Source organism: Kitasatospora sp. NPDC085895, from assembly GCF_040702125.1.
Lineage (GTDB): Bacteria > Actinomycetota > Actinomycetes > Streptomycetales > Streptomycetaceae > Kitasatospora > Kitasatospora arboriphila.
Genome location: NZ_JBFBJY010000011.1, coordinates 14,628 through 28,078, shown reverse-complemented (window position 1 = coordinate 28,078; position 13,451 = coordinate 14,628). Strand labels below are relative to the sequence as shown.

The window sequence follows — 13,451 nt, the reverse complement described above, 5'->3', positions numbered from 1 at the left end:
GGTGCCGGTGCGGTTGCCGGCGCCGTTCGACCTCGACCTCGGCACCGCGGAGTTCTGACCACGGCCGGTCCCGGGCGACGGCGGCTGACAGTCGGGGCGGGCGGCGGTTGAATGGTGGTCGGGGCCCGGTGGGGGCCGGAGGCAGGCATGGACGCGGCCGCGGTACTGGCCGATGCAAGGCGCTCGCACGGCGGGCACGCCTGGCGGGACGCCTGTGAGCTGTACGCCGCCGCGGACGGCGGGGAGCCGGGCGGGCTCGGGGTCGCGGATCTGGAGGACTGGGGCGAGGCGGCACAGCTGCTCGGCCGGGGCGAGGAGGCGTCGGCCGTCCTGCAGCGGGCGTACCTGGCGCGAGAGGGGGCCGCGGACGTCCGTGGTGCGCTGCGCTGTGCGTTCTGGCTGGCGGAGGTGCTGGCGATGCGCGGCGAGTTCGCGCACGCGGGCGGCTGGCTGGCGCGGGCGGGGCGGTTCGCCGGGTCGGGTCCGCCGTGCGCCGAGCAGGGGTTCCTGCTGGTGCGGGAGGCGGAACGGCAGCTGCAGGAGGGCGAGCACGAGGCCGCGTTCGGGACGGCGGGGCGGGTCCTGGAGCTGGCGGGGCGGTTCGGGGACCGGGATCTGGCGGTGCTGGCGGCCCAGTACCAGGGCGCTGCGCGGATCGCGCAGGAGCGCGTGGACGAGGGTCTGGCGCTGCTGGACGAGGCGATGGTGGCGGTGACCGCCGGGGAGACCGGACCGCGGGTGACCGCCTGGGTGTACTGCCTGGTGATCGCGGTCTGCCAGGACCTGCAGGAGTTGCGCCGGGCCCGCGAGTGGACGCTCGCGCTGGACGCCTGGACGGACGCGCGGCCGCAGTTCGAGGGCGGGTACTCGGGGATCTGCCTGGTGCACCGCTCGGAGCTGCTGCGGCTGGTGGGCGACTGGGCGAACGCGGCCGTGCAGGCGCGGAGCGCCTGCGAGCGGCTGACCCGCGGCTTCGGGGAGTTCCTCGCGGGCGGCGCCTTCTACCAGCTCGGCGAGATCCACCGGCTGCGCGGGGAGTGGGCGCGGGCCGAGGAGGCGTACCGGCAGAGCGGGCGGTACGGCTGCGACGCCCAGCCGGGGCTGGCACTGCTGCGGCTGGCCGGGGGCCGGCTGGAGGCGGCGGCGGGCGGTGTGCGGCGGGCCCTCGCGGAGGCGCCGGACCGGTTGGCCCGGGCCCGGCTGCTGCCCGCGCTGGTGGAGGTCGCGCTGGTGATCGGCGGCACGGCGGAGGCCCGGGCGGCCGCCGAGGAGCTCGCCGCGATCGCGGGGACCTTCCGGCGGCCGGCCCTGGACGCGCAGGCCGCACAGGCGCGGGCGGCGGTGCTGCTCGCCGGCGCGCCTGCGAGGGCCCGGACGGAGGAGCTGACGCAGGCGCTGACACAGGCCCGCCGGGCCTGGCGGCTGTGGCGGGACCTGGACGTGCCGTACGAGACGGCCCGGGCCCGGGTGCTGGTGGCACGGGCCTGCCGGGCGCTCGGCGACGAGGACACCGCGGCGGTGGAACTGGACGCGGCGGCGGCCGGGTTCGCCCGGCTGGGCGCCGGGCCGGACCTGGCGCTGGCCCGGGCGGCGGCGGCCGGCGGGGCGGGAGACGGGCCCCCCGGCGGTACGGGCCCGGCGCAGGCGCCCGCGGGGCTGACCCCGCGCGAGGTGGAGGTGCTGCGGCTGGTCGCCGGGGGCGGCAGCAACCACGCGATCGCCCGGGAGCTCCACCTCAGCGAGCGCACGGTGGCCCGCCACATCAGCAACATCCTCGGCAAGCTGGACGCCGGCTCCCGGACGGCCGCCGCCGCGTACGCCTTCGAACACGGCCTCGCCGGTGCCCGCCCCCCGGGCCACTGAGGTCCCCGGGCCGGTGCGGCCCCTCGGCCGTCTGCGCACATCTGCCCATCCGCCACGGCCCGGAACACATGGTTCTGCCGATGTGCCGCCCCGGCCCCGCGGCCTAGCGTCGGAGTACGGCGAACGGCCCCGGAAGGCGGCGACGACCGTGGCACTCCACGCACAGACACCTGCCGAGGCACCGGCCCGGACGGGCGTCCCCGCGCCCGCGCAGGCGGGCCGGGTGGCGACGGCCCTCGGGGCGGCGCTGGCGGAACGCGGCGAGCACGCCGCCGCCGAACGTGCGCTGCGCCGCGCGGTCCGCTGCTGCACGGCGGCGTACGGCCCGGACGACCCGCGGCTGGCGGTGCCGTTGCGGGCGCTCGGCGCGGTCTGCGTCGCCCGCGGCCGGCTGGCCGAGGCCGAGGCCCTGCTGAACCGGGTGCTGGTGCTGCTCGCGGGGCCTGGGGACGGAACGGAGGAGGAGTCATGAACGGGGAACGGCACGAGACCGTGGTCATCGGTGCGGGGCAGGCGGGGCTCGCCGTCGGTCAGCAGCTGGCCCGGCGCGGTCGGGAGTGCGTGATCCTGGACGGCGGCGTTCGGATCGGCGACAACTGGCGCTCGCACTGGGACTCGCTGCGGCTGTACAGCCCGGCCCGCTACGACGCGCTGCCCGGGATGCACTTCCCCGCACCCGGCTGGTCCTTCCCCGGCAAGGACCAGGTGGCGGACTACCTGGAGGCGTACGCGGAGCGGTTCGACCTGCCGGTGCGCACCGGCGTCCGGGTCACCCGGCTCTCCCCCGCGGACACCGCAGACACCACCGGTGCCGGGAGCACCGGAGACACCGACGGCCTCGACGGGGCCGGTGGGTGGGTGGTGGAGACCGACCGGGGCCGGCTGCTCGCCGAGAACGCCGTGGTCGCCACCGGCACCTTCGGCCGCGGCCCGTACGTCCCGCCCTTCGCGCCTCAGCTCGATCCGCGGATCCTGCAGCTGCACTCCTGCGAGTACCGCAACGAAGGCCGGCTGCGCGACGGGCCGGTGCTGGTGGTCGGCGCCTCGCACTCGGGTGCGGACGTGGCGTACGAGGTGGCCGGGCGGCACCGGACGGTGCTGTGCGGACGGGAGACCGGGCAGATCCCGCTCACCCTGGAGGCGCGGTCGACCCGGCTGGCGTTCCCGGTGCTGTGGCGGATCGCCGACCGGGTCCTCACCACGGGCACGCCGTTCGGACGGCGGATGCGCGACGAGGTCCGCACGCACGGCGGGCCGCTGCTGCGGGTGAAGGCCGCCGACCTGGCGCGGGCCGGGGTGGAGCGGGTGCCGGAGCGGATGACCGGGGTGCGGGACGGCATGCCGCTGCTCGGCGGCGGACGGGTGGTCGAGGTGGCCAACGTCGTCTGGTGCACCGGCTTCCGGCAGGACTTCGGCTGGATCGACGCGCCGGTGACCGGCCCGGACGGCTGGCCGCGGGAGCACCGCGGCGTGGTCGGGGACGCGCCCGGTCTGTACTTCTGCGGCCTCGCCTTCCAGCGGGCGTTCAGTTCGATGCTGATCGGCGGCGCCGGCAAGGACGCCGCGGTGGTGGCGAAGCACATCGTCGCCCGCGAACGCCGCCTGCACCGGGCCGACCGCCGGGAGCACGTCCTGACCGCCGTCTGAGGGCCGCACCGGACGGGCCGGGCGGGCCGGGCGACCCGGACGCGGGCAACGGGCGGAACGGGCTTGACGCGGAAGATACTAAGCGCGCATAGTATTCCTCATGAGGAAGCTCGCCACGGCACAGACCGTCTCCACCGCCCACCCGTCCGCCTTCTTCGCCCGCTGGGCCGACATGGCCACCTGGCCCGAGTGGAACACCGACACCGCCTGGGTCCGCCTGGACGGCCCGTTCGTCGAGGGCGCCACCGGCGTGCTCAAGCCGAAGGGAGGCCCCAAGGTGCCGTTCACCGTCGCGAAGCTCGTCCCCGGCCGGGAGTTCACCGACGTCTCCCGGCTGCTGGGCGCCCGGCTGACCTTCCGTCACCTGGTCGAGCGCACCGAGCAGGGCGGCACCCTGGTCAACGTCGAGGTCACCCTCGACGGTCCGCTCGCCGCCCTGTGGAACGCGATCCTCGGCAAGGACATCCGGGCCGGCCTCCAGCAGGACCTCGACCGGCTCGCCGCCACCGCCGAGGCCGACGGCGCGGTGACCGCCGCATGAGGGCCTGGCTCGGCGTCGTCTGCCGCGACCACGTCCTGCGCGGCACCGGGCTGGGCATCGCCCAGCTCAACCACGGCCGCCGGGACGCGGTCGCCCGTCTGGCGGCCGGCGACTGGCTGGTCTACTACTCGCCCCGGACGAGCCTCACCGGCGGCCGCCCGCTGCGCGCCTTCACCGCCATCGGCACGGTCGCCGACGAGGAGGTGTGGCAGGCCGACGAGGGCGACTTCAAGCCCTGGCGGCGGCGGGTCGACTACCTGCCCGGCGCCGCCGAGACACCGCTCGCCCGGTTCGACGGCACGCTCGACCTGACCTCCGGCCCCGACTGGGGGTACCGGCTGCGCCGCGGCCTGGTCGAGCTGACCGCCCACGACCTGGCCCTCGTCCGGGCCGCTATGGTCCCCGCATGACCGACCACCCGCCGCGCCTGGCCAGCGGCTTCACCGAGCCCGACGAGAGCCCCGGCCTGCTGCTCTGGCAGGTCACCAACCGCTGGCAGGCCGCCCAGCGTGCCGCCCTCAAGCCGTACGGGCTGACCCACGTCCAGTTCGTCCTGCTCGCCTCGCTGAGCTGGCTGCAGGCGGACGGACCGGTCACCCAGAAGCACCTCGCCGACCACGCCGCCACCGATCCGATGATGACCTCCCAGGTCCTGCGCGCCCTGGAGTCCCGCGGCCTGGTCCACCGGCTGCCGCACCCGCACGACCGCCGCGCCCGCGCCCTCGCCCCCACCGACGAGGGCCGCGCCCTCGCCGACCGGGCCGTCGCGGCCGTCGAGGCCTGCGACCGCGCCTTCTTCGGGCCGCTCGGCGCCGACGCCGCCGCCTTCAGTGCCGCCCTGCGCACCCTCCGCAGCGCGAAGGGGCAGCCGGGCGAAGCGGGCTGAGGGGCAGCCACCTGCGGGGCTGCGCCCGCGACGCGGGGTGTCGCCGGCGGCCCGTACCATCGGGGGCATGCTCACCGTTGCCACCTGGAACGTCCTGCACCGCGTCCACGCGGAGAACTGGAGCAGTGACGTCCTCGACCGGTGGCCCGAGGAGGCACCGCGGATCGCCGCCGTCACCGCCCGGGTCGCCGCGCTGACCGAACGGGTGGTGGCGCTGCAGGAGGTGAGCGGCGACCAACTCGCCTCGCTCCGGGCCGCGTTGCCCGTCGGCCGGAGCATCCACACGCTCGACTACCCGCGGATCCCGACACCGCGCCGCATCCCCACCCTGCTGGCCGACCGCAGCGAGCACCTGGTGCTGCTGGTCGACGGGCCGGGCGAGGTGGTGGCCGCCGAGGCCTTCGCGGAGGACCGCGGCAAGGGGCTGCTCGCCGTCCGCACGGCGGGCCTGCTCGTCGTCGCGACCCATGTGAGCACCGGTCCCCGCCGGCCCGCCCAACTCGCCCGGCTGGCGGAGGTGGTGGCCGCCGCCGCGGACGGCCCGGCCGTCCTGTTGGGCGACTTCAACGCGGACCGGACGACCGTGGCCGCCGAACTCGGCCCCGGCTTCGCCGTCGCCGGGCTCCCGCCCGGCGCACCGCCGACCAGACCGCGCGAGACCGGCGCGGAGAAGTCCCAGTGGATCGACCACGTGGTGGTGCACGGCCTCGACAGCCGCGGCGCCGTGGTCGAGGACGTCGACGGCCTCTCCGACCACAACCCCGTCCGCGCCGAGGTCGCCCCCGGAGCCGACCCCGGACCTGCCGACCGGAACGGCACGCCGTCGCTGTGAGGCCGGTGCGAGGCAGACGTGAGGTCGCCGTGACGCCGACGGGGCGTCAGAACCGGCTCCACGGACGGCGACAGGAGGACGCATGGCACCGCGGGACCCGGTGGCGGGCTTCTACGACGGCCTCGCCGCCGACTACCACCTGATCTACGCCGACTGGGAGGCGGGCATCCGGCGGCAGGGCGCCGCCCTGGACGCGCTGCTCACCGACCGCCTCGGGTCCGGCCCGGCGGACGTGCTCGACTGCGCCTGCGGCATCGGCACCCAGGCGATCGGGTTGGCCCTGCGCGGCCACCGGGTGGTCGGCTCCGACCTCAGTGCGGTGGCGGCGGCCCGGGCGGCGCGCGAGGCGGCGGTCCGCGGCGCGGAGCTGCCCACCGTCGCCGCCGACATGCGCCGGCTGCCGTTCGTCCCGGGCCGGTTCGACGCGGTCGTGTGCGCGGACAACTCGCTCCCCCACCTGCTGACCGCCGGGGACGTCGGCGCCGCGCTGGACGCGATGCGGCGGGTGCTCCGCCCGGGCGGCCTGCTGCTCATCAGCACCCGCCCGTACGACGAACTGCGCCGCACCCGGCCCACCGGCACGCCGCCGCAGGTGGTCGCGGACGCCGGGGTCAGGACGACCACCTTCCAGCGGTGGCACTGGCACGAGGACGGCGAGCACTACGACCTCGACATGGTGCAGGAGCGCAGCGGCCCGGACGGGGTGCGCACCGAGGTCCGGCGCGCCGCGTACTGGGCGCTCGCCCGGGAGCGGCTGACCGGGCTGGTGCTCGACGCGGGCTTCGTCCGGCCGGCCTGGGCGGAGCCGGCGGCGAGCGGGTTCTTCCAGCCGGTGCTGACCGCGGTCGCCCCGTGAGCGGGCCCGTCCGGCCCGCGGGGTTTGCCGGCCGCGGATCGGGCCAGACGCCCGACAGGGTGAGCCCGCGCTCCTGACCCGCGGGCCGCCCGTCTGCGTCCGGGCCCTGTCCGGGTCGTTACCCAGCAGGCCTCCCGAGCGGGCGGCCGGGTCCGGCGGCGTCCCCCGGCCGCCGCACCGAGGATGGAGAGCATGGCAGAGCAGCAGCCACCCGCGGACGGCCGCGACGAGACCCCGGAGGAGCGGGCCGACCGGCTCTGGACGGACCTGCTCCAGGAGGTGCGGGTCGCGCAGACCGGCGCCCAGATCATGTTCGGATTCCTGCTGACGGTGGTGTTCACCGAGCGGTTCACCACGCTGCACGGCTTCGACCGGGCCCTCTACGTCGGGGTGGTGACCCTCGGTGCCATCGCCACCGGCACCCTGATGGCACCGGTCTCCTACCACCGGCTGCTGGCCGGGCGGCACATCAAGCCGCGCATGGTCGCGGCCGCCGCCCGGATGGTCTCGCTCGGGGTGGTCCTGCTCGGCCTGAACGTCGGCGCGGCCCTGCTGCTGCTGCTCAAGGTCGCCGGCCTCACCTGGGGCGCCTGGGTGATCGCGGGCGCCGTGCTGGCGTGGTTCGCGGTGTGCTGGGTGCTCGTCCCGGTCGTGCTGCTGCGCCGCTCCGGTCCCCGGCGGCGCTGAGCACGCCAGGGCACGGCAGAAATCGGGACGGCCCATCACATCAGTGACATTGTGTCGCAGTGACGACACCATGTCGCAACAGTGACACAGTGTCACCATGGACGGGACGGGTGAGCGGTCGGGTCAGGTGTCCCGCTCCGGCGGCTGCGCGGTGTCGCGGCCGTCCTGGTGGTGGCGGTCGAACCGGTCGTGGCGGTGCGGCCAGTGCCGGTGGCGCCGCGGACGGCTTTCGTGCCGCTCGTGCGGCCTGCGCAGGGTCTCGGGCGGCGGCCCGGGGTTCACCGGGACGGTGCGCGCGGCACCGGCGGCGGGATCGTGCGGACGCAGTTCGGGCGGGCCGGGATTGACGGGCATGGCAGCCTCCTTCACCCCCTCCACTGTGCGCCTGCCCGGGCCGCCCGGCCACAAACGGACGCCCGGCGCTCCCGGGGTGTGGCGCGGGCCCGGCCGGGCAGACGCCGTCACGGGGCCGGCCGGCCGCGGCCGGGTCCCGGTGGAGGTGAGCGGCCGTGCCGTCCACGACCGGTGGGCCCCGGCAGGCGCTGTCCCGGGTGTCCGCGCCGCTGCTGGCGTTCCTGACCGCCCTGTTCGCGTTCTGGGCGGTGGCCGCCGGGGACGACGACCCGGCCGCCCGCGCCGTCCCGGCCGCCCTCGCGCTGGCCTTCGGGGTGCTCGCCGTACTGGCCGCGGCCCATCCCCTGGTGTTCGTCCGCCGCCGTCGGCGCAGGCCCGGGGGCCACGACTGACCACGCGCACCGGCGCCGCGGTTTCGTGCCGGGCAGCCCGGTGAGACGTTCGGGGAACGACCCGAACGCGAATACGGAGGAAGGTGGCCGACATGACCGGTCTGCAGGGCAGGACGGTGGCATTCCTGGTGGCGCCGAAGGGCGCGGAGCAGGTCGAGCTGACCTCGCCGTGGGAGGCGGTGGAGCGGGCCGGCGGCACACCCCGGCTGGTGTCCACCAAGAGCGGGACGGTCCAGGCGTTCGAGCACCTGGACCCGGGCGACACCTTCCGGGTGGACGCGGTGGTCGCGGACGTCTCCGCGGCGGACTTCGACGCCCTGGTGCTGCCCGGCGGCGTCGCCAACCCGGACTTCCTGCGGATGGACCCGCGGGCGGTGGGCTTCGTCCGCGGCTTCTTCGACCTGCGCAAGCCGGTCGCGGTGATCTGCCACGGCCCGTGGACGCTGATCGAGGCGGACTCCGTCCGCGGCCGCACCCTGACCTCCTGGCCGAGCCTGCGCACCGACCTGCGGAACGCGGGCGCCCACTGGGTCGACCGCGAGGTCTCCGTCTGTCACAACGGCCCCAACACCCTGGTCTCCAGCCGCAAGCCCGCCGACCTGCCGGCCTTCGAGCGCACGCTGGTCGAGGAGTTCGCCCGCACCCCGGCACACGCCTGAGGCCCGGCGTTTCGCCCGACCCGTCACACCGACGGGTCGGGCGAAACGCCGGGTCAGGTCAGGGCATCGGGACGGCGTGCAGGCAGACGTGGGCGCCGGGGCAGCCCGCCAGGGGCTCGGCGACGCCCGCGGCCGTCACCTGGACGAGCAGGGTGCCGGACTCGTCGGCGTACACCGGGCGCCCGTCGGGGCCGAACGTCCCGGTCGGGGTGACGATCACGACCTGGGGCGGGGCGTGGGTGCCGGGGGCGGTGGGCAGGGTCACGGCGTAGCGCTCGGTGGGGGTCATGGCGCACCTCCTGGGGGTGCCCCTGCGTCTGGACGGCCGGGCCGTCCGCGAAACCCGTCCCACCGGCCCCGTCCCACCGGCCCGGCGGACGGCGCCCGTCCCGGGTTCGGTCCTCTTCAGTCCTCGTCGTCGGCGGGGTCGGCCGCCGCGTCGGCCTCCTTGCCCGGTTCCTGGTCGTCGGGCGGGGGCGGGCCGCCCTCCCCGGTCATCCGGGAGTCGGGGGTGTCGGTGGGCGGCCAGGCGTCGTCGGGGTGCTCGCGCCCGGTGCCCGACGGCTGGCTGCGGGAAGGCTGGGTGGTCATGGCCGGTCCTCCTCGGTGCTGTTCCTCCACTGGTCGGCGGCGCCGCAGGGTGTCCGGCGGTGCCGCCCGTCACCGCGCGCCTGCCCGCCCGGGGCCCGTCCAATCGCGGCCGGCGCAGCGCGGCGGCGGCAGGATTGGCCCCGGCGGCAGGGGGTAACCGCCGGGGCGGGGGAGACCCGCGAGCCCGGGTCGTGCAGCCCGGTCGGCTGCGGATCGGCGCGGACCGTCGGACCATGGACGGGGCGCCCGGCCCGGAGGCCGGTGTACCGCCCGCGTGACGGCCGGTGCTGCGTGACGACCGGTCTCCCGCCCCCGTGACAAGGAGGACGCCATGACCGTCCCCGTTCCTCCGGGACCGGACGTCGGACCGGTGCCCGACCCGGCACCCGTCCCGCCCCCGCCCGTCCCCGTGCCTCCGGTGCCGCCGGGGCCCGAGCCGGTGCCCCCGGGACCGGCCCCGGTGCCGCCCTCCCCGCCCGGTCCCGGGCCCGACCCGGTGCCGCCGGATCCGGCTCCGCCGGCGCCCGGCCCCGAGCCGGTGCCGCCGAACCCGCAGCCCGCACCGGCAGGTGGCTTGGCCGGTGGTCCGGCAGGTGGTTCGGTCGGCGGCTCTGCGGCCCCGGCGAGAGGTCCGGTCCGGTGACGGCCGGGGCCCGCCTCCGCCGGGTGCTGGAGGTGCCGACGGTGGGGGTCGAGGAGGAGTTCCTGCTCGTCGACCGGCACTCGCGGCTGCCCGTCGGCCGCGCGCCCGGTGTCGTCAAGGAGGCTTCGGACGTGCTCGGCGAGCGGGTCCAGACCGAGTTCTTCACCTCGCAGGCCGAGGTGTGCACCCGCCCCGCCCGGAGCCTGCCGGAGTTGCGCGCCGACCTGGTGCACCTGCGGGCGGTGCTGCGGGAGGCGGCCGCGGGCGCGGACTGCCGCCCGGTCGGCACCGCGATGCCGGTGATCGCGGACGGGCATCCGCCGACGATCACCGATTCGGCGCGGTACCGGCGGATCAGCGAGCACGTCGGTGCGGTGGCGACCAGTCCGGAGGGCCTGGTCTGCGGCTGCCACGTGCACGTCGGCGTGCCGTGCCGGGCGCGGGCACTGGCACTGAACAACCGGATGCGGCCGTGGCTGCCGATCGTCCAGGCGCTGGCGGTGAACTCGCCGTTCAGCGCGGGCCGGGACACCGGCTACGCGAGCTGGCGGCACGCCTTCTACCGGCGCTGGCCGACGGTCGGCCCGGCGCCGCGGCTGGACGAGCCCGGCTACCGGGCGACGGTCGGCGGTCTGCTGGACGCCGGGGTGATCCTCGACACCGCGATGATCTACTGGTACTCGCGGCCGTCCGAGCACGTCCCGACGCTGGAGGTCAGGGTCGCCGACACCAGCGCGGACGTGGACACCACGCTGCTGGTGGCGGCGCTGGTGCGCGGACTCGCCACCACGATGCTGGCCGAGCTCCCCGAGGACCCGGTGGCGGCCGGTCCGGACGGGGCGGGGGCCGACACCACGGCGATGATCGACGCCGCGCACTGGTCGGCCGCGCTCTGCGGCATCAACGGCAACGGGACGGACCCGGTGACCGGCCGCGTCGCACCGATGCGGCACCTGGTGGACCTGCTCGTGGAACGCGCCCGGCCGGGCCTGGAGGCCGCCGGCGACGTCGGCACCGTCCGCCAGCTGCTGGCCGGCCTGTGCACGGCCGGCACCGGCGCCGACCGGCAGCGTGCCGCCTTCGCCCGGCGCGGCCGGTACGGCGACGTGGTGGACGAACTCGCCGCGCTGACCGCCGCGGCCTGAGGGCCCGGGACCCGTAGGACCCGCCGGGCGGCGGGTCCTACGGGTCCCGCGGGTCCTGCGGGTCGGTGCGGACGGCGATCAGGCAGGTGTCGTCGTCGGTGTCCGCGCGGCTGTGCTCCAGCAGGGTGTCGAGCCAGCCGCCGAGGTCGGGTCCGGGTGCGCCGGCCGCCACCAGCAGCTGGCGCAGCGACTCCTCGTCCGCGGTGCCGCGCTGCTCGATCAGCCCGTCGGTGTACAGCAGCAGCACGTCGCCGGGCTCCAGCGGCAGGGCCAGCTCCTCGTACCTCGCGTCGGGGGTGGCGCCGAGCAGCAGACCGCGGGGCAGCGGCAGCACCCGGGGCCGGCCGGACCGCAGCAGGACGGGCGGGAGGTGCCCGGCGCGGGCCCAGTGCAGGGTGCGGGTGCGCGGGTCGTAGCGGGCGCAGACCGCGGTGGCGGTGGCCGGGGCGGGCAGGGCGAGGGCGGTGAGGTTGAGCCACTCCAGCAGCCGGGCGGGGCCGGCGCCGGTGACGGCGAGCCCGCGCAGCGCGTTGCGCAGTGCGACCATCCCGGTGGCCGCCTCGACGCCGTGCCCGGCGAGGTCGCCGACGGAGAGCAGGGCGCCGCCGTCGGGCAGCGGCAGGATGTCGTACCAGTCCCCGCCGACCCGTTCGCGTTCGACGGCGGGCCGGTAGCGGACGGCGGCGTGCAGCCGGGCGCTGTCCAGCGGCGGCGGTTCGGGCGGCAGGATCGCCTCCTGGAGGCGCAGGGCGAGCCGGTGCCGCTGGGCGGCCTCCAGCTCGCTGTCGGCGAGGCGTTCGCGGGTGGCGGCGAGGGCGACCTCGGTGCGGTGCTGGTCGGAGACGTCCTGTCCGGCGCCGCGGACGAGCACCACCCGGCCGGCGGGGTCGGTGACGGGTTCGGCGACGATCCGGGCGTAGCGGGCGGGCCGGCCGGGCGGCAGCAGCCGGAAGACGGCGGAGGCGGCCCGGCCCTCCTCCAGGACGGTGCGGGTGAGCCGCTGGACGGCCCGGCGGTCGTCGGGGTGGACGTGGGCCGGGAGGGCGGCGAGCGGCACGGGGATGGCGTCGGGCGGCAGACCGTACAGGGCGAACATCCGCTCGTTCCACAGGACGTCGCCGCTGACGAGGTCCTCCTCGAAGCCGCCGACCCGGGCCAGCCGCTGGGCGGAGTGGACGAGGCCGAGGAGCCGGGCGTCGGCGTCCTCGACCTGCCAGCTGACCAGGAGGTGGCCGTCGGTTCGGGCGGCGCCGATCCGGGCGACGACCGGCAGCCGGGACAGGTCCTCGGCGAGGAAGGTGAGCACGAACCGTTCGCGGACGGGTTCGCCGGTGGCGAGCACGGTGAGCAGGCGGTCGAGCATGCCGCGGGTGCTGGCGAGCGGGTAGGACTCCAGCATGGTGCTGCCCTCGATGCGGTGCCTGGGCCGGCCGGCCGGGTCGCGGAAGCGGTGGTTGGTGCGCAGGATGCGGAAGTCGGCGACCTCGCCGTCGCGGCCCTCCAGCGGGGCGAGCAGCAGGGCCGGGTCGAGGACGGCCTCCAGGGCGGCGGTGTCCGCGGGCGGCGGCTCGGGCCGCACCGCCGGGGGCGCGGTGTCGACGGTGACGGCGAAGACCTCGGCGAGGGCCCGCAGCCGGGCGGGTGCGGCGGTCGGCAGCGGGGGCGGGGCTTCGGCCCAGCCGAGTTCGAGGACGCCCAGCAGGCGGCCGCGGCGGCGCATCGGCATCGCGAGCCGGTACGGCGCGGTGTCGCGGCCGGCGGTGGGCAGGCCGGTGGCGGCGGGCCCGTCCTCGGGCCAGAGTCCGCTGCCGCTGCGGGCGGCGTGCCGGGCCGGGGTGTCGACACCGGGCGGGACGTGGCGCCAGGCGCGGGCGTCCTCGGGGTCGAGGCCGGCGTGTCCGAGCAGGGTGAGGCCACCGCACGGTTCGGCGCCCCAGATCACGGCGGTGTCGGCGGTCGGCAGGTCGGCGGTGCGGTCGAGCAGGGCGCGGGCCGCGGTGTCCGCCTCGGTGGGCGGTGCGGGCCGCGGCCGGAGGCCGGCGGCGGGGCTCTCGCCGAGGTCGGGGCCGGGGGCGGCGGTCGCGCCGACGATCTCGGCGGCGAGCCGGTCGGCGGGGACGCCGGCCTCGGCGGCGAGGGCGTCGAGCTGGGCGGCGGCGTCGGCGGGCGGGCAGTGCAGCCGTTCGGCGAGCATGCCGGTGGCGATGTCGACGAGCGGGCGGGTGGCGAGCCGGTCGCGGAGCACGTCGCGTTCGGCCTCCAGCCGCCGCAGGGCGAGGGCGAGCCGGTCGGCCGCGGTCTCGGTGCGGTCGCGGGGTGCCCCGGTGTCGGCGGGGCCGGTCCGGTCCACGGCGG

Annotated in this window: 16 protein-coding genes; 12 read left to right on the top strand and 4 right to left on the bottom strand. The window is 77.2% G+C overall.

The annotated features are described in order from the left end of the window. The first annotated feature begins 147 nt into the window (after positions 1-147). The 9 genes from AB0442_RS09625 (at position 148) to AB0442_RS09585 (ending at position 7,312) form a co-directional block, all read left to right on the top strand. Positions 148-1,863: a response regulator transcription factor gene (locus AB0442_RS09625; protein WP_366161823.1), complete on the top strand. Its 1,716-nt coding sequence runs from the start codon at positions 148-150 to the stop codon at positions 1,861-1,863. 148 nt (positions 1,864-2,011) lie between these two features. Further along, positions 2,012-2,335 carry a tetratricopeptide repeat protein gene (locus tag AB0442_RS09620; RefSeq protein ID WP_366161821.1) on the top strand — a complete coding sequence of 108 codons (324 nt, stop codon included), beginning with the start codon at positions 2,012-2,014 and terminating at the stop codon, positions 2,333-2,335. Continuing rightward, positions 2,332-3,510: an NAD(P)/FAD-dependent oxidoreductase gene (locus tag AB0442_RS09615; RefSeq protein WP_366161819.1), complete on the top strand. Its 1,179-nt coding sequence runs from the start codon at positions 2,332-2,334 to the stop codon at positions 3,508-3,510. The genes AB0442_RS09620 and AB0442_RS09615 overlap by 4 nt, the downstream gene beginning before the upstream one ends. 100 nt (positions 3,511-3,610) lie before the next feature. Further along, positions 3,611-4,051, top strand: coding sequence for an SRPBCC family protein (locus AB0442_RS09610; protein ID WP_366161818.1), 441 nt, complete (start codon positions 3,611-3,613; stop codon positions 4,049-4,051). Further along, positions 4,048-4,461 (top strand): EVE domain-containing protein, encoded by a 414-nt coding sequence (locus AB0442_RS09605; protein ID WP_366161817.1) that lies wholly within the window; start codon positions 4,048-4,050, stop codon positions 4,459-4,461. Before AB0442_RS09610 ends, AB0442_RS09605 begins: the two co-directional genes overlap by 4 nt. Then, positions 4,458-4,937 carry a MarR family transcriptional regulator gene (locus AB0442_RS09600; RefSeq protein ID WP_366161816.1) on the top strand — a complete coding sequence of 160 codons (480 nt, stop codon included), beginning with the start codon at positions 4,458-4,460 and terminating at the stop codon, positions 4,935-4,937. The genes AB0442_RS09605 and AB0442_RS09600 overlap by 4 nt, the downstream gene beginning before the upstream one ends. Positions 4,938-5,004: 67 nt before the next feature. Then, the gene (locus tag AB0442_RS09595; RefSeq protein WP_366161815.1) at positions 5,005-5,769 is read left to right on the top strand and encodes an endonuclease/exonuclease/phosphatase family protein; all 765 of its coding nucleotides are present in this window, start codon (positions 5,005-5,007) and stop codon (positions 5,767-5,769) included. An 82-nt stretch (positions 5,770-5,851) separates the two neighbouring features. Continuing rightward, complete coding sequence (locus AB0442_RS09590) at positions 5,852-6,625, top strand: class I SAM-dependent methyltransferase (RefSeq protein ID WP_366161814.1); 774 nt, start codon at positions 5,852-5,854, stop codon at positions 6,623-6,625. Positions 6,626-6,817: 192 nt separating this feature from the next. Then, on the top strand, positions 6,818-7,312 hold the full coding sequence (locus tag AB0442_RS09585) for a DUF6328 family protein (protein ID WP_366161813.1): 495 nt from the start codon (positions 6,818-6,820) through the stop codon (positions 7,310-7,312). 123 nt (positions 7,313-7,435) lie between these two features. Here AB0442_RS09585 and AB0442_RS09580 read toward each other — a convergent pair whose 3' ends face one another. Further along, a complete protein-coding gene (locus AB0442_RS09580) occupies positions 7,436-7,666 on the bottom strand; it encodes a hypothetical protein (RefSeq protein ID WP_363538710.1) in 231 nt (76 codons plus the stop codon). A gap of 155 nt (positions 7,667-7,821) precedes the next feature. Between AB0442_RS09580 and AB0442_RS09575 the strand changes: the two genes are divergently transcribed. After that, complete coding sequence (locus AB0442_RS09575; RefSeq protein ID WP_366161811.1) at positions 7,822-8,058, top strand: hypothetical protein; 237 nt, start codon at positions 7,822-7,824, stop codon at positions 8,056-8,058. Positions 8,059-8,150: 92 nt separating this feature from the next. Next, positions 8,151-8,717 (top strand): type 1 glutamine amidotransferase domain-containing protein, encoded by a 567-nt coding sequence (locus tag AB0442_RS09570; RefSeq protein ID WP_366161810.1) that lies wholly within the window; start codon positions 8,151-8,153, stop codon positions 8,715-8,717. 58 nt (positions 8,718-8,775) lie between these two features. On the opposite strand, the gene AB0442_RS09565 is transcribed toward AB0442_RS09570, so the two are convergent. Continuing rightward, positions 8,776-9,006: a DUF6296 family protein gene (locus AB0442_RS09565; protein ID WP_366161809.1), complete on the bottom strand. Its 231-nt coding sequence runs from the start codon at positions 9,004-9,006 to the stop codon at positions 8,776-8,778. A 116-nt stretch (positions 9,007-9,122) separates the two neighbouring features. Then, on the bottom strand, positions 9,123-9,308 hold the full coding sequence (locus AB0442_RS09560; RefSeq protein ID WP_366161808.1) for a hypothetical protein: 186 nt from the start codon (positions 9,306-9,308) through the stop codon (positions 9,123-9,125). Between the two features lie 639 nt (positions 9,309-9,947). On the opposite strand from AB0442_RS09560, the gene AB0442_RS09555 reads away from it, so the two are divergent. After that, positions 9,948-11,096 (top strand): glutamate--cysteine ligase, encoded by a 1,149-nt coding sequence (locus tag AB0442_RS09555; protein WP_366161807.1) that lies wholly within the window; start codon positions 9,948-9,950, stop codon positions 11,094-11,096. 37 nt (positions 11,097-11,133) lie between these two features. Here the strand turns inward: AB0442_RS09555 and AB0442_RS09550 are convergent, their stop codons facing one another. Next, positions 11,134-13,446 (bottom strand): SpoIIE family protein phosphatase, encoded by a 2,313-nt coding sequence (locus AB0442_RS09550; RefSeq protein ID WP_366161806.1) that lies wholly within the window; start codon positions 13,444-13,446, stop codon positions 11,134-11,136. Between the last annotated feature and the right edge of the window lie 5 nt (positions 13,447-13,451).